This window comes from Paenibacillus sp. FSL H7-0323, assembly GCF_038002725.1.
Taxonomy (GTDB): domain Bacteria; phylum Bacillota; class Bacilli; order Paenibacillales; family Paenibacillaceae; genus Paenibacillus_AQ; species Paenibacillus_AQ odorifer.
In genome coordinates this window covers 1,611,273-1,634,908 of the sequence record NZ_JBBODB010000001.1, presented here as the reverse complement: position 1 = coordinate 1,634,908, position 23,636 = coordinate 1,611,273, and the positions used below count along the sequence as shown (strand labels likewise).

The 23,636-nt window shown below is 42.5% G+C and carries 18 protein-coding genes and 2 pseudogenes; 1 reads left to right on the top strand and 19 read right to left on the bottom strand.

Annotated elements, in window-relative coordinates:
• Positions 1-709: 709 nt before the first annotated feature.
• Complete coding sequence (locus MHH89_RS07465; RefSeq protein ID WP_341086743.1) at positions 710-1,873, bottom strand: MFS transporter; 1,164 nt, start codon at positions 1,871-1,873, stop codon at positions 710-712.
• Positions 1,874-1,945: 72 nt separating this feature from the next.
• Positions 1,946-2,147: pseudogene (locus MHH89_RS07460) on the bottom strand (aldo/keto reductase); the annotation flags it as partial.
• Positions 2,148-2,376: 229 nt separating this feature from the next.
• On the opposite strand from MHH89_RS07460, the gene MHH89_RS07455 reads away from it, so the two are divergent.
• A complete protein-coding gene (locus MHH89_RS07455) occupies positions 2,377-2,925 on the top strand; it encodes a TetR/AcrR family transcriptional regulator (protein ID WP_076220730.1) in 549 nt (182 codons plus the stop codon).
• A 120-nt stretch (positions 2,926-3,045) separates the two neighbouring features.
• Here the strand turns inward: MHH89_RS07455 and MHH89_RS07450 are convergent, their stop codons facing one another.
• The 17 genes and pseudogenes from MHH89_RS07450 to MHH89_RS07370 all read right to left on the bottom strand — a co-directional run bounded on the left by MHH89_RS07450 (position 3,046) and on the right by MHH89_RS07370 (position 23,636).
• Positions 3,046-4,206, bottom strand: coding sequence for an FAD-dependent monooxygenase (locus MHH89_RS07450; protein ID WP_081386221.1), 1,161 nt, complete (start codon positions 4,204-4,206; stop codon positions 3,046-3,048).
• A gap of 53 nt (positions 4,207-4,259) precedes the next feature.
• Positions 4,260-5,429, bottom strand: coding sequence for an MFS transporter (locus MHH89_RS07445; RefSeq protein ID WP_076220729.1), 1,170 nt, complete (start codon positions 5,427-5,429; stop codon positions 4,260-4,262).
• Positions 5,430-5,811: 382 nt separating this feature from the next.
• Positions 5,812-6,663 carry an aldo/keto reductase gene (locus MHH89_RS07440; protein WP_076279744.1) on the bottom strand — a complete coding sequence of 284 codons (852 nt, stop codon included), beginning with the start codon at positions 6,661-6,663 and terminating at the stop codon, positions 5,812-5,814.
• Between the two features lie 42 nt (positions 6,664-6,705).
• The gene (locus tag MHH89_RS07435) at positions 6,706-7,413 is read right to left on the bottom strand and encodes an SDR family oxidoreductase (RefSeq protein WP_076279743.1); all 708 of its coding nucleotides are present in this window, start codon (positions 7,411-7,413) and stop codon (positions 6,706-6,708) included.
• Between the two features lie 80 nt (positions 7,414-7,493).
• Entirely contained in the window at positions 7,494-8,282 is a 789-nt protein-coding gene (locus MHH89_RS07430; protein ID WP_076217606.1) for an SDR family oxidoreductase, read from the bottom strand.
• A 172-nt stretch (positions 8,283-8,454) separates the two neighbouring features.
• Entirely contained in the window at positions 8,455-9,897 is a 1,443-nt protein-coding gene (locus MHH89_RS07425) for a glycoside hydrolase family 1 protein (protein ID WP_076306613.1), read from the bottom strand.
• Positions 9,898-9,956: 59 nt separating this feature from the next.
• Positions 9,957-11,789 carry a beta-glucoside-specific PTS transporter subunit IIABC gene (locus MHH89_RS07420; RefSeq protein WP_076279741.1) on the bottom strand — a complete coding sequence of 611 codons (1,833 nt, stop codon included), beginning with the start codon at positions 11,787-11,789 and terminating at the stop codon, positions 9,957-9,959.
• 235 nt (positions 11,790-12,024) lie between these two features.
• On the bottom strand, positions 12,025-12,345 hold the full coding sequence (locus MHH89_RS07415) for a putative quinol monooxygenase (protein ID WP_076217609.1): 321 nt from the start codon (positions 12,343-12,345) through the stop codon (positions 12,025-12,027).
• Positions 12,345-13,133, bottom strand: coding sequence for an SDR family NAD(P)-dependent oxidoreductase (locus tag MHH89_RS07410; RefSeq protein ID WP_076279740.1), 789 nt, complete (start codon positions 13,131-13,133; stop codon positions 12,345-12,347). The genes MHH89_RS07415 and MHH89_RS07410 overlap by 1 nt, the downstream gene beginning before the upstream one ends.
• Positions 13,134-13,192: 59 nt before the next feature.
• Positions 13,193-14,176, bottom strand: a complete 984-nt coding sequence (locus tag MHH89_RS07405) for an aldo/keto reductase (RefSeq protein ID WP_076279739.1) — start codon at positions 14,174-14,176, stop codon at positions 13,193-13,195.
• Between the two features lie 53 nt (positions 14,177-14,229).
• Complete coding sequence (locus MHH89_RS07400; RefSeq protein ID WP_076307878.1) at positions 14,230-15,081, bottom strand: aldo/keto reductase; 852 nt, start codon at positions 15,079-15,081, stop codon at positions 14,230-14,232.
• A gap of 1,092 nt (positions 15,082-16,173) precedes the next feature.
• Positions 16,174-16,992, bottom strand: coding sequence for an alpha/beta fold hydrolase (locus MHH89_RS07395; protein ID WP_305953995.1), 819 nt, complete (start codon positions 16,990-16,992; stop codon positions 16,174-16,176).
• A 23-nt stretch (positions 16,993-17,015) separates the two neighbouring features.
• Positions 17,016-18,335, bottom strand: a pseudogene (locus tag MHH89_RS07390) (NAD(P)-dependent malic enzyme); the annotation flags it as partial.
• A complete protein-coding gene (locus MHH89_RS07385) occupies positions 18,287-19,687 on the bottom strand; it encodes a M20 family metallopeptidase (RefSeq protein WP_076307877.1) in 1,401 nt (466 codons plus the stop codon). The pseudogene MHH89_RS07390 and the gene MHH89_RS07385, both read right to left, overlap by 49 nt.
• Before the next feature lie 16 nt (positions 19,688-19,703).
• Positions 19,704-21,128 (bottom strand): aspartate ammonia-lyase, encoded by a 1,425-nt coding sequence (gene aspA / locus MHH89_RS07380; protein ID WP_076217614.1) that lies wholly within the window; start codon positions 21,126-21,128, stop codon positions 19,704-19,706.
• A 164-nt stretch (positions 21,129-21,292) separates the two neighbouring features.
• Positions 21,293-22,174, bottom strand: a complete 882-nt coding sequence (locus MHH89_RS07375; protein ID WP_076279737.1) for a DMT family transporter — start codon at positions 22,172-22,174, stop codon at positions 21,293-21,295.
• Positions 22,175-22,217: 43 nt separating this feature from the next.
• Positions 22,218-23,636, bottom strand: a complete 1,419-nt coding sequence (locus MHH89_RS07370; protein ID WP_076217616.1) for a M20 family metallopeptidase — start codon at positions 23,634-23,636, stop codon at positions 22,218-22,220.

Sequence of the window (23,636 nt, the reverse complement as noted above, 5' to 3'; positions counted from 1 at the left end):
GCTTGGCTGTAAACCAAGGCTTGTACTCTTTTCCGTACCCTTGGCCCTTCCCCTCTTTTTACCACCGTATTGATTAATATCTCTTTAGCTCGATCGTCCTCATGCCCTATAACTTTAAGTTCACGAATGACTTCCTTAATATAGGATCTATTCATCATATGTCTGCTTTTCGAATTGCTCATAAAATCACCCTTTCCTGATTAACTTATTAGAATCAGATCCACGTTTAATCTATAGTATCACTTAAATTAGATATATAATTTCCGTAAAGCTAGGCAAATATGGAAAAAGCGACTACTCACTCAAAATCGAATGGGTAATCGCCTTATTTTCAATATAACTAGTTCCATAAAACTGTACTGTAAGATCTTTAGCGTTTGGAGAGTCATATGGTCACCCATAGAGCAAACCATAGTTAGCCAAATTAATTAAAACGACACTAGAGTATCCAATGTCTATCACAAGGAACTCTTTCTCAGAGAATACTCCTTACATCTTCGATTTTATATAGTACGATTGATTGATGATATAATTCATAAATTTTTTTGCGTTAATGTCAACCTTATTTTCTTTTCATCTCGCACATTTATACAGCATCCACGAATGCCTCGATATTCTCAATTTGGCTCTAAATCAAGACATTGACCTGATTTCTTTATCGCTTTATCAACTGGTGCAGCATTCAGATATGTGGATATAGTTTCATTGTCTACGCATGACTTTTCGAGATTGTTGAATACCTAAAAGAAAAAGCAAAGACGACGATCCCTAACACAACTGAAACAACACTGATCCAAGGGATCGCTAAAGCTGACCATCCTCCCATGGTAATTCCTCCAATGCCAGCGCCAGCGGCAAATCCGAATTGTACGAAGGAACTGTTCAGACTAAGCACGATGCCGGAAGCCTCCGGAGCAAGTGACATCAGATTAAAGTTCTGGGTTGGACCGAACGTCCAGCATGCTATCTCCCAGATCATGAGTAATAGGATAGCTAAGATAACACCTCCAGAACTGATGGACAGCAATGTGAGAGCGAGAATTTGAAGGACCATAGAACATATGAGCGTAGGAACTTTACCAATTTTATCTGATAAAAAGCCGCTAAGCTTGGATCCAATTAAACTTCCTATTCCCAAGGTGAAGAGTATTATACTCATTTTCTGTTCCATCATCGGCATGATAGCCGTTAGTAAAGGAGTAATGTACGTATTAACTATAGAATAACCGGTAAACACTAAGAACGTCACGCTAATGGTAACCGCAATTTTTGGATTCTTCAAATGGCTAAGACGTTTACCTAGAGGTACGGATGCTTCCCCTTCTGTTGCTGGAATTAACCGTGCGACGGCGAATGCTGCCAGCAGGCTTAGAAGACCGATGACCCAGAAGATTGTTTTCCAATCATATGACGCAGCAACCATTCGGCCGATAGGGACACCGAATACAAGGGATGAGCTAAAGCCCATTGCGACGTTGGACATTGCTCTTCCCGAACGTTCGGGAGGAGCAAGCTTTCCAGCTATAGAATAAGCGGTGACAACGAATACCCCTGTTCCAATCCCGAGTATAGCGCGAGAGGCTACTAGGAAACCGAATCCTGGGAGGGCGATTGTAGATATGCTGCCCAGTATTATGATAGTGAGAGCCAGAAGCAATTGCTTACGCTGATTCATCCTTGCTATCGCAATTATAACTATAGGCGTACCGATTGCGTTAGCGAGTGCAAATATCGTAATAAGCTGTCCCGCTGTCGATACCGATACCTCGACGGAAGCAGCCACTTTATCCAACATTCCCACGATGCTGAATTGTGAAGTTCCAACTAAAAAACTAATAAAGGCAAGCATGTAAATTTTCCAATTGTTCTTCATGATGTTATTTCCCTACCTTTTATAGTTTATTAAAATAAGTAATGGCGAAAATTTCATGACAAGCCTTATTTACTTTCTTGGCATGCCACTCTGTTTGGTTGCTCGGCTCAACCGCTTCTTCATTTAGATTTGCTACAGTGGTATCAATCAGATGATAACCTGCCATTAGGGCACAGAAACACTTTGTTCACATTCATTTGAATCTTCTATCTGATAAACACCAAAGCCGGGAATAGGCATTTCAACATCCATGGTTCAAAACTACTTTAGGCAAGAATAAAGCCATTTTGTTATTTTTAGATGTTATTTGACTCCCATATCATCATCTCCTTTTTTATTTTGCCAGCCATTGAAAATACGCATTGATGGTTTAATGACCATGAGTGTATAATTATATAGAGAAACAGAATATCAACAACACCAAATCACTATAATTCGAGTATTAGTACACAAAATAATAGAAATTGAGTATTTAATTTTTAGAAAGTTGGGTGATTCTCACAATGTCTAAGATGGATAGAAGAAGTCTGAAGTCTCAAGAGGCTATAAAAAAAGCTGTTATAGAACTGATGAGCGAAAAAAACTTTGATGACATTACAATCCAGGATATCGCTGATAGAGCAAATGTTAATCGCAGAACCATCTATCTTCATTACTTGGATAAATTTGATCTGTTGGATAAGCTTATCGAAGAACATATTAAGGAATTAAAAAGAATCTGCGAATTGGAATCTGATATGGATACTTTAGATGGCAATGTGAGCTGGTTCGCATACTTCGAACGAAATTATTCATTCTTTTCGGCCTTACTAGCCAGCAAAGGAGCCCCTTTCTTCCGATGCCGTTTCCTTGAGTTTGTCACCGATGATATCAAGAATGGATGGGATATGACGGAGGGGAAAAAACGCGGAATTAACGAAGATATTATTATACAGTTTATCTCGCCAGCTTACGTAGGGATCGTGGAATGGTGGTTTACAAATGGAATGCCTTATCCACCTGAAGTTATGGGAAAACAAGTCGGAATGTTATTAGAAAGTAATCTCTCATAGTTATCTTACAAATCAAAAAAAAGGAGCAGTTTTGCAAACTGCTCCTTTTTTTTGCATGAAATATGATTTTTTAAATCCATCTTCAGCTTCACTAACATCATATCAAATCACGTAACTATATTATCGTCCAAAAGAGCGACTGAAAGATTGTCCAGATTGCACAATCTGACGTACATCCTTTAAACGGAGAGATTCATATTCCAAAAGAGCTTCAGTTGCTGCAATTCCTTGTATTCCCTTTGCAACACAGTCTGCCAAGGTAGCAGCATCTTGTAATGAAGCATTAAATCCCGATGCAGTCAGTGGTGTAGGTACATGTGCAGCATCTCCAACGATAGCTATACGTCCTTTCACAAGTTTGTCAGGAACGTATTCGGCAATCGGTGTTCCTGTAAGGTTACGTGTTCGAATGCTATAAAGAATTGCGTCTAACCATGGTTGTGGCCATCTATGAGAAGCTTGTTCAGCTAGCTCAATCAATGTCTGTTCTGGAATGTCAGTAGCATTGAGCGAATGTCGTACAACGGTTCCTTCCACACATCCAAGACGACGTAACAAATCATTTTGAGTGTTATCGTACCAAGCCCATCCTAGTCGTCTATGGCCTAGATCATGAGAACCATCTGTTCCAGCAACAATACCACCGAGTAAAAAGTCACCGATACCATCTGGCATAGCTACCCTTGGTGCATTACGATTAGGCCGATGTTCTTTAGGAATAACATTCTCATCTACAATAGCTACCCATATCACATATCCCGCAAAAGTTGCGTTCGGATTATGTGGTGCAACATGACGTCGCACAGTGCTGCGGTGACCATCAGCACCAATCAAAATATCTCCGTGGAATGTCTCACCCTTATCCGTCATAACCCAAGCTGAGTCGTTGTCCTGATTAACAGTTTGAACGCGAGTATCATAACGCAAGTCGATTTTAGGATGAGATTTAGCTTCTGCACGCAATCGAGACTGCACAGAAGACCAGGCTTCAACAGACTTCATTCCACCAGAAGCAAGTTTTCTTAAAGCTTTCGCTGTTAAAGTCCGATCAATATCTCCGCTGTCAACTTGAAGAACAGCGCCACTACGTGGTTTTGCTCCAGCGCTCTCTAAAATGGTTACATGTAATCCAGATCGCGCAAGAGCAATCCCTGCCATGAGTCCAGAAAGCGACGCACCGACAACTACAGCAGATTGGTTTGCTTCTTGAATAGATTCGTCAAACGTTTCATCGATTGATTTACTAAGGGAATTATCCCTTCTTACATTTCTTTCACTCATTATATCTTCTCCTTAAAACACTTGCTGCGATTCATGGTTTTAGATCGCATTCTTTATTTAGCTAGTTGTTTATTAGGACTGTACATGAAGGTTCTCAGTAAGATAAATATTAAGCTCAATATCAAGAACAGCAGTCCTCCTAATACGATGTATTGGGTCCCCATCCCAGATATAAATAAGCCACCTACAGTCGTTCCAATGGTTATACCTAAGTTACCTGCTGTTAGAAACAATCCATTAGCGAATTCAGGAGCTTCTGGAGCTGCAGATGTAATCCAATATTGACTAATATTATTTGATATTGCATACAATATTCCCCATAACACAACAATGATGATCATAGGTGCAGTAAACTTGCCCATCAAGAATAATAAGATGTATACTGCTCCAAATACGAATGGATAGATCACTACAGATTTAATAGCATTTTTAGAAAGTAATTTTCCACCTAAGACATTCCCAAACAAACTTGCCACACCAAATATAACTAACATTAAACTAAGGGCTGTACCAGAAATATGAGTAATGGTTTCAAGATACTCCGCGAAGTAACTATAAACCCCAGCTGTTGCTGCATTTATAAATACGACAGCGGTAATTGATTGCCAAATTATGGGTTTTTTCAACACGCTTAGTTGGGCTCCGTAGGAAAGTCTCTCCTTAACAGGCATAGATGGGACAAATAGTAATACACCCATGAATGCTATTGCATTCACGACAGCAAAGAATGTCATCGCAAGATCAAGCGAAGTTGCACTAGCAATAAATGTTGTGATGGGTACACCAATTACAATTCCTGCTGACACACCCAAAATGACTTTTGAAACAGCTTTAGGAACTTCTTTCTCACTAACTGAACTAGCTGCTGCTGTCAAAGCAATTGAGATATATACTGGATGTAAAAATGCTGGAATTACGCGAGCAATTAATGCAATAGTAAAGTTTGGAGCAAATATAGAAACAATGTTACTTAAAACGAATACACCAAGTACAAATAACAATACCTTTCTGCGGTTGATACCAGAGAACAATAACGGCAAAATTGGACCAGATATGGCAACAGCAAGTGCAAAGAGACTCACTAGTAATCCTGCTTGAGATACGCTGACATGGAAGCGTTCAGCAATTTGAGGCAATATTCCAACAACACCCATTTCAGTATTCAAAATACCAAATACACCCAGGGTTAATATAAATATAAACAAATTATTTCTTTTAGACATTTAATCATCTCCAACCTATTTTTATAATTCCAATCTTTCTTAGAACATTTTCTTAAATTCTTTTTTTGATGCTCTCTCTCCTTTGCACCAGTAACTAAATTCATTTGAATGGCTTAAACCACTCATGTGTATTATTATATATAAAAATAGAACATGATCAATTACTAAACTCCTAAAAAATGTGCACTAGTGCACACTTCAATTAAAATTGTGTATATTAAATTTATAATTGCGATAATATGAATGTTATAGGGAATATTACGAGGGTACTTGAAAAATTATCTACGACAAAAAAAGCATAATCCCTTACTAGAAGGAACTATACTTTTGGTTTGCTTTTAGTATTCTTTTTTACGTATTATATTTCTTATTTATTAAGTCTTTAGATATTAAATCTCATGCTGTTTAACGACTTCACTCTTGCCATATCATTCGGACGATTAAACAAACTCTCTTTTGTATCCAATGTTTGAATCAGTTCCATATCTTCTTGTTTTAATTTAAATTCAAATATATTAGTGTTTTCGATAATTCTTTCTTTACGTACTGATTTTGGAATAACTACGATATCCCTTTGAGTTAGCCAACGTAATATTACCTGAGCAACTGATTTATTATATTTTTCTGCTATTGTTACCAATACTTCGTTTTTAAAGATATCTTTTTTCCCTTCAGCAAAAGGACCCCAAGACTGAATTTGAACATTTTGTTCTTTCATAAATTGGGCATTTTCTATTTGTTGAAAAAACGGATGTGTCTCCACTTGATTTACAGCAGGTTTAACTTCATTATTCATTATTAAATCTAAGAGGCGATCATTTTGGAAGTTACTAACTCCAATCGCTTTGATTTTTCCTTCATGATATAATTCTTCCATCGCTCGCCAAGAGCCATAGATGTCACCATAAGGTTGATGAATCAAATATAAATCTAAATAATCTAACTGCAACCTATCTAATGCATTTTTGAATGCTTTTTTTGCACTATTATAACCAGCATCTTGAATCCACAGTTTTGTAGTTACAAATATTTCTTCTCTTGGAATACCACTACGTTTAATTCCTCTTCCAACAGCTTCTTCATTTTGATAAGCTGCAGCCGTATCAATTAAACGATATCCTGCCATTAGGGCATCACAAACAGCTTGTTCACATTCTTTTTCATCTTGAATTTGAAAAACACCAAATCCAAGGATAGGCATTTCCACACCGTTGTTCAACATAACTTTTTGCATATTTTAATCCTCCGCATTTCTTTGATTAACCAATATCTATTGTTACCATTCGAGTTCTTTGCCATCTCTGAAAAACCCACCAGAAGGTCCTTCAGGACCAATAGTCGCTAACCAGAGTATAGACTCCGCTGCTCGTTTTGGAGTTCTTGGAGCAGATGGACCACCCATATCAGAACTTACCCAGCCCGGACAGACAGCGTTTATTTTGATATCTCCTTTGACTTCTGCAGCTATCAATTGCGTCAATCCATTCAAGGCAAGCTTAGACAGCCTATAGGCCCCTGCTCCTTGAGAGGACATATCCCGCATCGCTCCCATTTCAGAAGAAACATTAATAATTCTCCCATAGCCACGCTTTTTCATGAGGGGGAGAAAGGCACGGATGACATAATAAACACCAAAGAAATTAATGTCCATCGTGTGCTCTAGAAGACTAGGATTCATCGTTAATAGCCGTTCATTCTCATCCAAATACACACCAGCATTATTTATTAATACATCTAGTTTCCCATACTTCTCATTGACTACAGTTGCAGCCTGACGGATGCTTTCTTGATCGTCGACATCCATCCTTACAAACGTAACATCCAGATCTACTTCATTTAGTTTTTGTGTAACCTCCTGACCCATTTCTGGATCTCTACTTGCCAAAATAACCTTAAAACCATTCAAAGCCAATTGTTTGACGAGCTCATAACCAATTCCTCGATTTCCGCCGGTGACTAAAGCAACTTTTTTATCATTAGGCATTTGAAACCTCTTTTCTTTCCTAAAATGCAATTGCAAATAAAAAGTGGTCAAAAAATACTCAACCACTCTTTATAGTTCAATTAATATTTATTAGATTGTCCACCATCAATTGGAATTACGGTTGCATTGATGAAATTTGCTTGATCAGAAAGTAAGAACGAAACTAAATAAGCGACTTCTTCTGGTTTTCCGAAACGCTTCATTGGATTAGGTTGAACTAATTCGTCTGCTGCTTCTTTCCAATTAACTGGATCGATTTGTTTTAAATATACTTCAATCATTGGTGTCAGGATTGCGCCAGGTGCAATGGCTTTAATGCTTATACCGTATTGACCGTATTCAATACCAGAGTTTCTTGTTAACCCAACCACACCATGTTTACTAGCCGCATAACCGGTTTGGTTTCCCACACCACGAATGCCACCAACTGAAGCCGTATTGACAACCGAGCCATAACCTTGTTCTCTCATAACTTTCAATACATATTTCATACCATAAAATACACCGCTTAAGTTAATACTTATGACTTTTTGGAAGTCTTCAAAATCGTAATCCTCTGTTAGGAGGTTTTGTTTCCCTTCGATTCCTGCATTGTTAAAGAAACCATCTATTCTTCCATATCTTTCGACTGTATCTTTGACATAGTTTTCAACTGCTTTTTCATCTGCCACATTAGCAGTGATTAAGAGCACTTCTGCATTAGGTGTAACTTCGAGCACTTTACCTTTTGTTTCTTCTAAAGCTGCCGAGTTTAAATCAACTAGTGATAGCTTTGCTCCCTCCTTTGCTACTTGTAATGCAGAGGCTTGACCTAAACCAGAGCCTGCACCTGTAATTAATACTACTTTACCATCAAACCGATTTCCCATGATTATTCTCCTTTATTATACTTATTGATTTCACCAAATTCACACTTGTGATTTACTACGCTCTCGTGAATAAGTATATCTAGTACCAGAATATGGTCAATAACTAAGTCATCCTAAATTGTGTATTAGTGCACGAATCAAACGAAATTGTATAGTTTCTAATTAACAATTTTTAAAGTTTTGCCCCATTTGTTTCTATTACGTCTTTATACCAGAAGAAAGACTTCTTTCTACTCCGCTCTAGTGATCCGTTACCATCATCGTGTTTATCGACATAAATAAATCCATAACGTTTAGACATTTCTCCTGTTGAAGCACTTACTAGATCAATACAACCCCAAGGCGTATATCCCATCAATTCAACACCATCTTCAATAGCTTCACGCATCTGTTTAATATGTTCGCGAAGATAATCAATTCGATAATCATCATGAATTGAACCATCTTCTTCTACCTTATCTTTTGCTCCTAAACCGTTTTCAACAATAAAAAGTGGTTTCCGGTATCTGTCATATAACTCATTTAGTGAAATTCTTAATCCGATAGGGTCTATTTCCCATCCCCACTCACTAGTTTTTAAAAACGGATTTTTCATTCCTCCTAAGATATTTCCTTCTCCAATATCAGTAGCTAACTTTTCTTCCTTTTCGGTCAGTGACATATAATAACTAAAACTAATAAAATCAACTGTATACGTCTTCAGAAGCTGTAAATCATCAGGTTGAATTTCAATATTAATGTTATGTTCTTTAAAGTAACGTTTGATAAAAGCTGGGTATTCCCCTCTTACTTGAACATCACCACAGAAATTATTAAAAAAACGTGACTTTTGTAGACCATACATTACATTTTCAGGTTTACTGTCATAGACATATATAGGTGCATATATAATCATACATCCTATTTTCGCATCGGGAATAATTTCGTGGCAGGCCTTAACCGCCAAACTACTTGCAACAAATTGATGATGGAAAGCTTGAAAAGTTGGCTGGTATTTGTCTTCGTCATTTTGAATCGCAAAACCAAGACCGAAAATCGGTAATTCAAGTCCAGAATTGATTTCGTTGAATGTGAGCCAATACTTCACCTTTTCTTTGTAACGGTTTAAAATTGCTTTTGCATATCTTTCAAAGAAGGTTACTACTTCTCTACTTCTCCAGCCTCCATATTCTTTCACAAGATTTATCGGCATTTCATAGTGAGATATCGTGACAATCGGTTCAATACCATATTTATGCAATTCATCAAACACACGATCATAAAAAGCTAAGCCTGCTTCATTTGGTTCCATCTCATCTCCATTAGGAAATATCCTTGTCCAAGCGATGGACATACGGTATACTTTGAATCCCATTTCTGCAAATAACGCGATATCTTCTTTGTAGCGATGGTAGAAGTCTATAGCCTCATGATTTGGATAACTATATTTTTCTGTATCAATTTCAAAATCGAAACCTGGTGACTTCAATACGTTGAGCCGTTCTTTTCCCCCAGGTAGAACATCAGCTATATTCAGCCCTTTTCCACCCTCATAAAATCCGCCTTCCAATTGATTTGCTGCAGTAGCCCCGCCCCATAAGAATCCTTCTGGAAACTTCTTTTCTTCATAATTCATAGTTATCATTCTCCTTAATCCCATACATATATTTTGTCTATCATTTCTACTGAAAATAATTAAATGATTAGTGTTAATAAATCATCTTTTTCCTGGACGGTTTCTTTATTAGTATCAATAACATCAGTATAGCTGCTTGAATTTGTAATAATTATTGGGGTAGTAACTAGATATCCAGCTTCTTTAATTTTCTCAATATCAAAGTTTACTAGTAGGTCACCTTGAATTATCCGATCCCCCTCATTTACAACCGGAGAAAAGTATTTTCCTTTTAATTTGACGGTATTGATTCCGATATGAATGAGTAATTCTGCACCTTTGTCTGACGTGATACCAATTGCATGTCCAGTCCTAAAAACGGTTGTAACAACACCGTTAACAGGTGATACAGCTTTACCCACAGTTGGTTCAATCGATATCCCTTTACCCATAGCTTCTGTGGCAAAAGCTTCATCCTCCACATCCGCCAATAGCTTAATCACTCCTGTTAATGGACTGAGAATAACCTCTTGCTTTAAAGATTGCTGTTCAGACTCTGTCTTGTTTGCTTCGACATTTTTCTGTTTATCTTCATATCCCAAAACTACTGTCAGAAGTGTTGCGCAAGCAAATGAAATTAGGATAGCAATCGTGTATAGTCCCATTGGTGAAAATGCTGGAATACCTAAAAAAGATGGAAATGAAAATGATATTGCTTTAGCTCCAACAAGGCCAACAATTGCTCCTCCGACCGCTCCTGAAACCGCAATATAAGGAAGTGTACGTTTGTAACGAAGCACTAATCCATAAATAATTGGTTCTGTTACACCTGACAATGCACCAGGTAATAACATAGATCCAGCTAGTGTTTTTAAATTTTTGTCCTTTGTTTTCAACAAAACACCAAAAGAAACTCCTATTTGTGCAAAGATAGCTGCAGAAGCCATTGCAAGAAGTGGATCTCCATCACCAGCTAAGTTAGCTAAAACAATTGGAGTAAGTCCCCAATGAAGTCCTAATAAGGTAAGGAAAGTAAACGCTCCACCCATTATAGCGCCTGTTAAGATTCCACTTTGAGTAGCCAAAAAGCTGATCCCCTGCCCAATCAAATTCCCTAGAGTCACACCAAAAGGACCAAAAGCAATAACAGTCAATGGCACGATGATAACTAATGACAACATAGGAACCATAAACATTTGTATGTCTTTATGAATGATTTTTTTTAGGAATCTATCTAAAACAGCATATATACTAATTGCGATAAAAATAGGGAACACAGAAGAAGAATAATCCATCATAACCACTGGAATACCTAGAAAATGAGAGACGTCACCCGAATTATTAACTAAACTTGTAAAATTCGGCTCTAGTAATGCAGCTCCAATGGCTCCGCCAACGTATGGATTTGCTCCAAACTTCGTCGAAATGGTTATACCAAGAAAAATTGGGAGAAAGTAAAAGACAGCGTTTCCAGCAGCTGATAAAATAAAGTAAGTCCCGCTTTCTGCTGATAATATCCCAGTCATTGTTAAAATAGTTAATAATGCTTTAAGCATACCTGCACCAGCAAGGGCTCCAAGCAAAGGTGAAAAACTGCGGGAAATAACTTCAAATATTTGGGCTCCAATACTTCCCTTTTTCTCATTTGGAGACTTTTCTGAGGCATCCGTATTTGTAGTCTTCGAAATTTCTTTATAAACCTCCGAGACATGACTTCCTATCACAATCTGAAATTGTCCACCACTTTCCACCACGCCGAGAATTCCACTTAATTTTTTGAGATTCTCTTTATCTGCCAGTTTATTATCTTTTAAATTAAAACGTAGCCGTGTTGCACAATGCACAAGGCTAGATATGTTTTGTTCTCCACCGACCAAGTGAACTATTTCTTTCGCAATGTTTTGATTACTCATTTTCCAGCATCCTTTTTGTAATGTCATAAGAAGCAAATATTACAATTAACTAAATTACAATGTAGAAACTTCGATGCACAAATAGCTACAAATATAGGGATAATACCTTTGAAAAAAAGACCGAGCTAGAATACTATGATAAGTTCTAGCTCGGCTCATAGACGGAAGAAATCAATTGAACATTAACATAAAGTACGAATTCCTATTTTTGTTAGACGGATAGTTAATTTAGTAATTATGACGGATCACTCACGCGGTTACTCAGCGTGATCTTCGGAGGATAGAGAAGTAAAGGGCTCAAATGTTCCATAACTTTTGGCACATTCGGATGCTGAGTGTGCTCATCAACAGCTTGTTCATTAACCCAACCGTCTAGAATGTAGAAGGTGTTGGGTTCTTCAATTTTTTGGTATAAGTCGTAGTAAAGGCACCCCACCTCAGAACGTGCTGGTTCGACAAGTTCTAAGAGTAGTTCTTTTACCTTTTCGCGGTTCGACGCTTCGCATTGTAATTCGCAAATGATGTGCTGTTCGTCAGATTTCAAGGTTGTTTTCATTAGTTATTCCCCGCATATACTCGCGTTTGGCCGCCATCGACTACCAGATCAATACCAGTAATAAAGCTACTCGCTTCAGAGGCTAGAAAGACCACTGCGTCACCGATATCTTCAGGTGTTCCGACACGCCCTACCGGAATCTCACTTATAACCCGATCTGCGTAATCAGCAACCTGTTCATCAGTCATGTACTGTTCGGTGCGGTAACCCTCAGTTGGCACAACGCCTGGGCTAACAGAATTCACCCTTATTCCCCGATGCTTAAGATCTGTGGTCCAGCTGCGTGCCAGCGAACGTACAGCTGCCTTGGTAGATGCGTAAACTGCAAAACCAGGAAGACCCATGTCAGCGGTAATCGAAGCATTCAGAATAACTGAAGCTCCGTCCTTAAGAATCGGAAGCATGGTCTGAATGGTAAGAATAACTCCCTTGATATTAACGCCGAGCAAGTGATCGATATCCCCTTCGGTGAGATCATCGAAGGGGATAGCTCTACCTCCGCCAGCATTGGCGAAGACGATATCGAGGGCACCGTGCTCTTTCAGAATGGTCTCGGCAAGACGCTCTAAATCCTCTTTTTTCGTAACATCAACTGCGATGCCTCGCACCGATGATCCGAGCTGAACTGCAGCCTGTTCAATCTGTTCCTGACGCCGCGAGACAATGTAGACAAATGCTCCCGCTTCGGCCAAACGCTTAGCAGTTCCGTAACCAATTCCAGCACTTCCACCTGTAACGAGTGCTACGCGTCCTTCTAATACTTTTGATGTTAATTTTACATTTTCCATTGATTAGTCCTCACTTTCCAAATCTAGTTAGCTATCCTATAAATGTCGTCATACACGTATTAATTGTGACCTACGATTGTGTGCGGTACATATGGTTCTTCCATGTATGCTACTTCTTCCGGTGTTAAGAAAACAGAAAGGGCCGCTACTGCGTCTTCGAGATGAGATATTTTTGTAGCGCCTACAATTGGAGCTGCTACCGGTTCTTTCTGCAGTAACCAAGCAAGTGCAATATGAGCGCGTGGCACATCATGTTTTTCTGCCAATTCAGCAACACGTTCTACAATTGCTCGATCGGTATCGGCTGTTGCATCATATTTATTTTTTTGAACTTGATCAGTCTCCGAACGTTTTGTTGTTTCACTCCAATCACGCGTCAATCTTCCTGATGCAAGAGGACTATATGGTATAACACCGATTTTTTCTTCCTTACAAAGTGGGAGCATCTCCCTTTCTTCTTCACGATACATGAGGTTAAGGTGATTCTGCATGGATATAAACTTTGTCCAGCCATTTTTCTCAGCTACATGTAATGCCTTTTGGAACTGCCATGCGTACATGGCGGAAGCACCAATGTATCTTGCCTTTCCGGCTTTCACAACATCGTGCAACGCTTCCATCGTTTCTTCAATCGGGGTGTTATAATCCCAGCGGTGAATCTGATAGAGATCGATATAATCAGTTCCAAGGCGCTTAAGGCTTTTATCAACTTCACTCATGATTGTCTTCCGGGAAAGACCAGCACCATTTCGACCGTCGTGCATAGGGTAATGCACTTTTGTTGCAAGAACGACTTCATCCCGATTTGCAAAATCCTTTATAGCGCGTCCCAAAAATTCCTCGCTCAAACCGTCTGAGTACACATTTGCTGTGTCAAAGAAGTTGATCCCGAGTTCTAGTGCCTTTTTAATAATCGGACGGCTATTCTCCTCATCAATCAGCCATTTTTGAGGCCAACGCTTGGATTCTACACCTAAGCCCATCGTTCCCATACAAATTCGCGATACATCCAATCCGCTATTACCAAGTTTTGTATACTCCATTTTTTATCCCTCTTTCTAGTTGTTGTAATGATTCGTTGAGTGGTATCTGAGCATTAAATATCAAACTTAACGTTGCTGAGCCATCTGACGCTTTCCAGATCGTCAAATGAAAAGAGCAGGTTCTTTTTCGTATCTAATGTAGCAATCAACTCTATATCCTCTTGGCTTAATTCAAAATCAAAGATATTGAAGTTTTCGATGATTCTTTCCTTGTGAACAGACTTTGGAATCACAACGACTCCTCTTTGGGTTAACCAACGTAAAATTACCTGAGACACGGATTTTTTATGTTTTTCAGCCACTGAAACTAAAACTTCATTCTGGAAGATATTATTTGTTCCTTGAGCAAATGGACCCCATGACTGGATCTGAACATTATTCTCTTTCATATAAAGAGAACTTTCTACTTGCTGGGTGAACGGATGCGTTTCAATTTGGTTTATAGCAGGAGTAACTTCGTTGTGATCAATCAAATCTACCAATCGGTCCATAGGGAAGTTACATACTCCGATAGCCTTGATCTTACCTTCACGATACAATTCTTCCATAGCACGCCAAGAACCATACACATCACCAAAAGACTGATGAATTAAATACAAATCCAAATAGTCCAATTGCAATTTTTCTAGTGATTTTGCGAATGCTTTTTTTGTATTCTCATAACCTGCATCTTGAATCCAAACTTTTGTAGTAACGAATATTTCCTCTCTAGGCACACCACTTCGTTTGATTGCTCGTCCTACCGCTTCTTCATTTAGATATGCTGCAGCAGTATCAATCAGACGGTAACCTGCCATAAGAGCATCATAAACGCTTTGTTCACATTCATTTGCATCAGTTATCTGATATACACCAAAGCCGAGAATCGGCATTTCTATGCCATTGTTCAAAATTACTTTTTCCATATATTTTTCTCCTGAACATTTATTTTTTTATGAAAAGTAGCAAGGTCACTGATTCTATTAATAGCATTAATACGGTGTTCTGTCTGAACTGCACTGATGACATATTCACCTCTAGTACAATACCTAATGACCGGTCATTACAGGCTATTTATCCATTTCATCTGGAAATAAAGATTCCATCCACTTTCACTTTATTGTTATTAAATGCTATATATCATCATCTCCTTCCGAATACACAATAATGGTTTAATGCCCATATGTGTATGATAAAACATAGATAGCATAGCATCAATCACTAAAACATCATGATTCGTGTATTAGTACTCAAAACGATTTACATTGTGGTTTATTATTGTACAAAGGCAGCGAAGCAGATTATATATTATCCCCTGGTTGTTAATATAGGTGTTACTTAGCTTAAAACATCATTGTTTATACATAAATTAAAATCCGTCATAATATAGGTAACTTTGTGTCATTGGACAGTCCAGTCAGTTAAAAGACAAGTTGTACAATTAATTGAGCTTTCGGTACTTATTCATTAAAAACTTCCAATAATTTCTGTAATGCCAACTAAAGTTTGATTACCGATTTGAGCTGGAAACCGGAACAAGTTAATAATTAGATATTAATCGAATCGGCAATAGTACCAAGTTCTTGTCCTGAGCAATGGACAAGAACTTGATCCCTTAAAATAGAAAACCCGCGCTAGGCGCGGGTTCCAATGGGACTATGTTCTTGTTCTCCTACATCGGAGGTAAGGACACAAATCCTCCTCACTAATGAGACGACATTTTTTTTTAGGTAGGCGACCTTTCCATCATTTAGATAAACCTCTTCGGTAGAATATCGATTTATTGATACCGCCTATTTTTTCTCCAAATATGTCCATCTGTTGCATTTGAATAATTCATCATGGGAAACTACACTGAGTTAAAAATTAACTTTCATTTAAAAACAGATAGACCAAAGGAAGTTATCGAAATTCTGAAATATATTTCTGAAAAAGACACTGAACTTTCCTATACACCTGATCCGGAATTTGCTTGAAAATCAAGTGGAGAGTTTCATTTCCTCTTACAAGGGTATAACTCAGCAATTTATATATCCGCTCTCAAGTTCATCAAGCCAATTGTTTACTAAGGCATTGAATATATTGGGCTGTTCTATTTGTAGATGATGTCCAGCCAAATCCAGCAATGAAAAAGCTCCGTTTGGATATTCATCCAATATACCCCATGCATCCTTGTATCCGACAATATGGTCATGACGACCAGTAATAATAAGTACAGGATACTCGTTTATCGTTGTATCAGTGTCCATTTCAAATGTGAACCCGTATCCATTGTTGCGGACTTGAGTTAAAAATGAGTGATCCGCTTTTCTTGAGGGTAAGAGAATTTCGCGATTAAACCTGACCCATTCCTCTTCTCCCTGAATAACGGACACGGCAGCAAATTCAGAGGCATCTTCCAGGGGGAGACGCGACAGCAATGAACTATCGGCCTTGATGACTCTTTTCTCCGGCAAGTTTCTTTCCGACGGTTCACTTACAATTACTGGTGCAATTAAGAGCATGCCACGTACATCTTTTTGAAGATAATGTGCAACACCCCGTGCAATAAGGCCGCCGTATGAATACCCGAAGATCAAAAAAGGTTCATCAGGAATTTGTAAAGTTATGAAGTCAAGAACCGCTTGCAGCATATCATCTGAATTACGAATGTTTGCTTGAGCTTTCGATGCTCCCATTCCTGGTAAATCGATGTAGATTCTTTTCCAGCCCTGCCGTTTCACAAAATTCGGCTCTAGGCAGCCAGACATTACGCTGTGATCCAAAGACCAGCCATGCAAAATAACTACCGGGAATCCTTCACCTACAATTTTGCAGTTAATGACAATAAAATACACAGCCCTTCCCGTTATTATTTGGATTACGACACTCCATCCATTAAGTCTACAGGCATAACTCTCGCTTGCCCAGATGAAACAGCTGCTCTAATCACAGCAACCCTCACTCTCGCGACGACTTCTCTGTCCAATACAGCAGGAACAATATTCACCGGGCTTAATTCTGCATCCGGAATGGCTGAAGCTATGGCATAGGCAGCAGCAAGCTTCATCTCTTCATTAATGGAGGAAGCCCGGCAGTCCAGGGCTCCACGGAAAATCCCGGGAAAAACAAGGGCATTGTTGATTTGATTGGGGTAGTCACTGCGTCCTGTAGCGAATACTTGAACATAAGGCAGAGCTTCCTCCGGTGCAATCTCCGGGTCCGGATTGGCCATGGCAAAGACGATGCTGCCGGGAGCCATATACTGCACATCGTCAGCCGTAAGAACCCCTCCTCTGGACACCCCGATAAATACATCCGCATCCCTGATAACTTCCTTGAGCAGCCCAGGAATGGCTTCCACTTCTGGCCGCTCCGCCAGCCATTGCCACATGGGCTGAGAATAACGGCCGCCTAGTACGATAGCTCCTTCCCGGTCCACGGGGACGAGTCTGGTGACACCGGCTCTTAGCAGCATTCGGCATATCGCCATTCCCGCCGCTCCGATACCGTTGACGACAACGCGAATTTGATCGATCTGCTTGCCTGCCACCTTCAGCGCATTGAACAATCCGGCAAGCACCACGATCGCAGTACCATGCTGATCATCATGAAACACAGGGATATCCAACAGATCAGCTAATCGGCGCTCTATTTCAAAACACCTTGGAGAGCTAATATCTTCTAAATTGATCCCGCCGAATATAGGACTGATTCTTTGAATCGTACGAATGATTTCCTCTGTATCGGTAGTGTCCAGACAGATCGGAAAAGCATCCACCCCAGCCAGTTGTTTAAACAGCATGGCTTTGCCTTCCATTACAGGAGCGGCTGCATATGGCCCGATATCCCCCAAGCCCAGCACGGAAGTTCCGTCTGAGATCACGGCAACGGTATTCTTCTTGATAGTTAATGTGTGGGCCTTATCCGGTTCCCTATGAATTGCAGAGCAGACTTCTGCAACACCGGGAGTATAGATTCTTGCCAAATCCACACTGTTGTGTACAGTCTGCTTAGGCTCTACTGATAATTTCCCCCCTTGATGAGCTGCGAATATTTGCTCGTACATGCTGAAGCTCATGGTCCCTAGAATCTCGTTGTCCTTCACTCTTCCCAACCCCTTCACACTCTTGATGGTCTCGATTTTCTCTGCTAGACCGCTCTGCTTGCTGCCGGCTGCACTTCCGGCGGAATCAGTGACTGGTACACCTCTCCGTCCAACTGTTCCTTCAGCTCAGATTTCGCAGCAGCAATCACTGCGGGATGCTGCAGCACATGTATAGCTGAAGCAGCCAGCACCTTGCCTGCCAGCAGCATGCCTTTATGGGCTGCAGAAGATTTGCCCTGTGTCACCAGCTGCCAGCTATGCGGCTGGGTGCCGTATGCACAGGTGGTCACATAGACCTGCCCTGTAGGCACAATCCAGCTGACATCCCCCACATCTGTCGAAGCATACACATATCCCTGCTCCTCTGAATACGGCTGAAGCTGCTCCGACAGAATCCTTCCGCCTCCGTTCCGCACTATGCGCTTTTCTTCCGCCGAGAAGCTGTCCTGAATCCCCCGGGCAAACCGCTGCTCATCTTCTGTAAAAGCCGCACCACCGAGTTCAGTGAAGCACTGGTGCATCACCCGGCTTAAGGTGAAATTAGGAATCAGATCTGCGGAGGCACCATCCACCTGATGTTCTACACGGGTTCCGGTCATCATGGCTGCGCCACTGGCGATATCGCATACCCGTTGGATCATTTCCTTCACCTGGCTCATTCTTGGAGCACGGAGCTTATACAATACCGAGGCTTTGGCCTGCACAACATTGGGCGAGTGTCCGCCGGCATCCGTAATGGCATAATGCAGCCTTGCCTCAGAAATCAAATGCTCTCTCAGATAGTTGGCTCCTGCATTCATAAGTCCGACAGCATCCAGTGCGCTGCGGCCCAGATGGGGACTTGCAGATGCGTGCGAGCTGTTGCCCCTGAAGGTGAACTGGATCTGGCAGGTGGCCAGCATTCTGCTGTTATATGCCAGATTCTCATCCCATGGATGCCAGGTAAAGGCTGCATCGACATCCTTGAACAATCCCGCCCGCGCCATATAGGCTTTACCGCCGCCTCCTTCTTCAGCAGGACAGCCGTAATAACGGATGGTTCCCGGCAGGCCGCTTCTCTCCAGATAATGCCGGACGGCAACCGCAGCGCCAAGCGAGCCTGCACCCAGCAGATTATGTCCGCAGCCATGTCCGTTTGCACCTTCTTGCAAAGGTTCTTTGAAGGTTACACCGGCAACCTGGCTCATCCCTGACAAGGCATCAAATTCACCAAGTATGGCGATTATAGGCGCCCCCTTGCCGTAAGTGCCCACAAAAGCCGTTTCTATCTCTCCCGCGCTTCGCTGAACACTGAAGCCCTCTTCTTCTAGTACCTTGCATAAGACCTCCGCTGAGCGGTGCTCCTGGTAACGTGTTTCGCAGAAGTCCCAGATTTGATCACTGGCCTCCGTGAGCTTCCCTTGCTTCTGGTCGATGATATCCGATATAAATTGATAATAATCCATAATCCTCACGTCACTTTCAGCTATATTCCAAACGTTCCTTACCGGCAATGCCGGGTTCGGTCATTTGGTAGGGATCGAGAATCAAATCCAGCTCCTCCTCCGACAGCACATTGTACAGAAGGCAGAGCTCGCGGACGGACTTCCCGGTGGCAATTGCTTCATTGGCGATTCTTGCCGCCGTTTCATAACCCAGATGCGGGTTGAGCGCTGTCATTATGCCTACGCTCTGATCCACATAACTTCGGCAGCGTTCTTCATTAGCTTCAATTCCCTGCACACAGAGGGTGTTAAATACATCCAATGCCTGATTCATGATTGTTAAGGATTGGAGGAGATTGAATACAAGCACAGGCTCCATCACATTCAGCTCCAGCTGCCCGGCTGCTGAAGCCTGGCAGATCGTATGATCATTTCCCATGACCTGAAATGCCACCTGGTTAACCAGCTCGCACATCACCGGATTAACCTTGCCCGGCATAATTGAGGAACCCGGCTGCCGGGCGGGCAGCGTAATCTCACCCCATCCGGCCCGCGGGCCGGAGGCCATTAACCGCAGGTCATTGGCTACCTTTGACATATTGATCATGCAGATTTTCAGAGTAGCAGACACTTCAGTATAGGCATCCGTGTTCTGCGTAGCGTCTGGTAAGTGTCCCGCACGAATCAGCGGGAACCCGCTGATGTCCGCAAGCGATTCCACAGCTCTTACAATATATTGCGGGTCTGCGTTGAGACCCGTCCCCACAGCAGTCGCACCGAGATTCACTTCATATAGCAGCTCTTTCGTTCTGCTGATCCTCTGGATGTCCCGGCCCAGTACACTGGCATACGCCTGGAATTCTTGCCCCAGCCGGATCGGAACAGCGTCCTGCAGATGGGTGCGTCCCATTTTGATCACGTGATCGAACTGCGCTGCCTTCCTCTCGAACGCCGCATGCAGCCCGTGTAAAGTTCCAATTAGCTTCTCCAGCATGGAGAGAACCGCCAAGTGAATCGCTGTAGGAAAGCTGTCATTAGTTGACTGTGACATGTTGACATGAGAATTTGGGCTAACAACCCTATAATCACCTTTACGTCCACCGAGAAGCTCAATGGCCCGGTTCGCAATGACTTCATTCGCATTCATGTTAATGGAGGTTCCTGCTCCGCCTTGAATCGGATCAACGATGAACGAACCATGCCACTGTCCCGCTATAATCTCGCCTGCAGCCTGTATAATCACTTCGCCGAGTCTCGGCGTCAACTGCTTGAGCTCCATGTTCGCGGCTGCAGCCGCCTTTTTAACCATAGCCAGTGCAACAATCAATTCCCCGTGAATGCGGTAACCGGTAACCGGGAAGTTCTCCAGGGCGCGCACCGTCTGGATACCGTAATATACATCAAGCGGAACCTGTTTCTCTCCAAGAAAATCCCTTTCAATCCGAAATGCTTCCTCTGTCATTTCCTTGCCTCCTAGATTACTTGGGCGTTTGAGCTCTGCGGGTATGAAGCGTCATCGAGGTTCACTTCCCGCTATGGTTAGTCCGCAGTTCCATAGGACGGTACTGGGGCAACTATCCACAAGTGTGAGAAATGAACAAGAGTTATATCTCTCTATCTTCTTTTTTAGGGATCTTTGACTTTCGGCTGCCGGTTGATGCAATACAAGCTGAAGGCAATCAGCATTAGGCCGGCCAGTAGAAATCCGGTTAACGGCTCATTCAGCAGCAGCGCACCAAGGGTTACGGAAACTATGGGGACAAGGAACAGGAAAGAGGATATCTTTTGAAGATTGCCGGCATTCACCAGGAAGAAATACAGCATCCAGGATACAGCAACTCCAAACACGCTCGCGTACAGGAGGCTTATTAAAAAAGAGCCGTTCCATACAATGCCGCTCCAAGTCTCAGTAATGGAACCGGCACCCGTCAGCACCACTCCTCCAATTAAGCACTGCATGGCCGCAAGCCACATGAAGTCTACCCGGCCGCTGACTCTCTTGACGTACACCGTGCCTACAGACCAGCTGATCGCTGTACCCAGGGCAAGAAGCAGCCCAGCTGCAGATGCATTCCCGCTTAAGTTCTGGATACTTGCCACAGCAACACCCGCAAACCCCGCCAGAAATCCGGTCACCTTCAAGGCTGACATTTGGTCTCCTAACCACAGCCAGGCCAGCACACCAACCATAACCGGCTGTAAATATACAATCACTGCGAACATGCCGGAAGGCAGATAACGAAGCCCCATGATTTGTAGACCAAAAAATAAAATGACGTTCAAGACCGCAGAAAGAATATATATCTGCCAGTTGGCCTTCCACCTCAGTGCGCTCCGTTTGTGAACCATCAGCAGAAACAGGATCGCCCCTCCCGCCAAAGTCCTTATACCTGTAAACAGCAGAGGTGGAGCATAATTCAGTGCAATTTTATAGACCGGAAACGAAGCACCCCAGATCAAAATCAGCAGCATAACCAGCATAGCCGTACCGGCACGTGATACTTTCATTGTTCATTCCCCTTACTTGCTGTATCACCGCATTAACCAAAGGTTAGCGCTTAACAGGTCCTGGTGTTACGTCATCGGGGAAGGGGCATTTATAGGTTCTGCCGTTCAGGCGCAAGGCGTGCTCCCGCTGGGCTTCAGCCAGAACCTCTGGCTGAAGGAACAGTTCAAGTGCGGTAGCGCCAATGACCTTTCCTGCCTGCAGCATCCCTTTATGCCCTATGGACATTCCGCCCTGACTGACCACCTGCCACGTATGGAAAGGGGTCCCCAGTGCAACTGAGGTGACTTCACATTGAACCGTAGGCACCTTCCAGCTGACGTCTCCGACATCTGTGGAGCCCCAGAGCATGGAGGTCTGCGGATCGTATTCTTCCACCCGGTCTGCCAGCGCCTTGCCGTGCAGCCCGGCCGGCACATTGAATGTCCGCTCCTGACTAGTCAATGTACTGCGGATCGCTTCCGCAAACTGAAGCTCAGACTCATTATGAACCGGTCCGCCCAGCTGGACGAATTGCTCATACATCAGCTTCTCCAGCGTTTTGTTGACAATAAGCTCTGAGGAGCCGGAGTCGAATTGAATCTCAAGCTCTGTACCCGTCATAAGAGCAGCGCCCTTCGCCACATTGCATATCCGGTCATACAATTCTGCCAGATCTTCAGAACGTGGAGTGCGTAATTTGTACAGCACCTCCGCTTCCGCCTGGACTACATTGGGCGAGATGCCGCCGCTGTTGGTAATGGCATAATGCAGCCTGGCTTCAGGAATGATATGCTCCCGCAAATAGTTGCACCCCACATTCATCAATTCGACGGCATCCAGCGCACTACGGCCCAGATGAGGGGCCGCGGAAGCATGTGCACTGCGGCCCTTGAACTTAAAGTACACCTGGCAGGTTGCAAGAGAGGTATGATTGGTAACCTTGTTCCTTGCCTCCGGATGCCAGGTCAATGCAGCATCAACATTCTCGAACAGGCCGTTTCTGGCCATCAGGGCTTTGCCGCCCCCGCCTTCCTCGGCCGGACAGCCATAGAAGCGTACCGTACCGGCAAGACCATACTGCTCCAGGCAGTGCCGGACGGCGATCGCTGCGGCAAGCGCGCCCGTACCGAGCAGGTTATGCCCGCAGCCATGGCCGTTGCCTCCCGGGACTACCGGATGATTCGCGTTCTCTCCACGATGCTGGCTGAGCCCAAACAAGGCATCGTACTCTCCAAGAATAGCGATTACCGGCTTCCCGCTCCCGTAGCTGCCTACAACAGCAGTCCCGATATTGCCTGCGGCACGCTGGACCTCAAAGCCTTCCTGCTCCAGAATCTCCGCCATAAGTTCAGCGGACTGCTGCTCCTCATATCTGGTTTCGGCATACTCCCAGATCCGGTCACTTACAGAGATCAGCAGCTCCTGCTTCTGATCGATATACTCTTCTATAAATCTTAGCGTTTCCGCCTGTATTGGGGTCAT

Excerpts from the sequence above, each read along its gene's own strand:
- MHH89_RS07465 (WP_341086743.1), bottom strand. The coding sequence starts at position 1,873 with ATGAAGAACAATTGGAAAATTTACATGCTTGCCTTTATTAGTTTTTTA.
- MHH89_RS07455 (WP_076220730.1), top strand. The coding sequence starts at position 2,377 with ATGTCTAAGATGGATAGAAGAAGTCTGAAGTCTCAAGAGGCTATAAAA.
- MHH89_RS07450 (WP_081386221.1), bottom strand. The coding sequence starts at position 4,206 with ATGAGTGAAAGAAATGTAAGAAGGGATAATTCCCTTAGTAAATCAATC.
- MHH89_RS07445 (WP_076220729.1), bottom strand. The coding sequence starts at position 5,429 with ATGTCTAAAAGAAATAATTTGTTTATATTTATATTAACCCTGGGTGTA.
- MHH89_RS07440 (WP_076279744.1), bottom strand. The coding sequence starts at position 6,663 with ATGCAAAAAGTTATGTTGAACAACGGTGTGGAAATGCCTATCCTTGGA.
- MHH89_RS07435 (WP_076279743.1), bottom strand. The coding sequence starts at position 7,413 with ATGCCTAATGATAAAAAAGTTGCTTTAGTCACCGGCGGAAATCGAGGA.
- MHH89_RS07430 (WP_076217606.1), bottom strand. The coding sequence starts at position 8,282 with ATGGGAAATCGGTTTGATGGTAAAGTAGTATTAATTACAGGTGCAGGC.
- MHH89_RS07425 (WP_076306613.1), bottom strand. The coding sequence starts at position 9,897 with ATGAATTATGAAGAAAAGAAGTTTCCAGAAGGATTCTTATGGGGCGGG.
- MHH89_RS07420 (WP_076279741.1), bottom strand. The coding sequence starts at position 11,789 with ATGAGTAATCAAAACATTGCGAAAGAAATAGTTCACTTGGTCGGTGGA.
- MHH89_RS07415 (WP_076217609.1), bottom strand. The coding sequence starts at position 12,345 with ATGAAAACAACCTTGAAATCTGACGAACAGCACATCATTTGCGAATTA.
- MHH89_RS07410 (WP_076279740.1), bottom strand. The coding sequence starts at position 13,133 with ATGGAAAATGTAAAATTAACATCAAAAGTATTAGAAGGACGCGTAGCA.
- MHH89_RS07405 (WP_076279739.1), bottom strand. The coding sequence starts at position 14,176 with ATGGAGTATACAAAACTTGGTAATAGCGGATTGGATGTATCGCGAATT.
- MHH89_RS07400 (WP_076307878.1), bottom strand. The coding sequence starts at position 15,081 with ATGGAAAAAGTAATTTTGAACAATGGCATAGAAATGCCGATTCTCGGC.
- MHH89_RS07385 (WP_076307877.1), bottom strand. The coding sequence starts at position 19,687 with ATGGATTATTATCAATTTATATCGGATATCATCGACCAGAAGCAAGGG.
- aspA (WP_076217614.1), bottom strand. The coding sequence starts at position 21,128 with ATGACAGAGGAAGCATTTCGGATTGAAAGGGATTTTCTTGGAGAGAAA.
- MHH89_RS07375 (WP_076279737.1), bottom strand. The coding sequence starts at position 22,174 with ATGAAAGTATCACGTGCCGGTACGGCTATGCTGGTTATGCTGCTGATT.
- MHH89_RS07370 (WP_076217616.1), bottom strand. The coding sequence starts at position 23,636 with ATGACCCCAATACAGGCGGAAACGCTAAGATTTATAGAAGAGTATATC.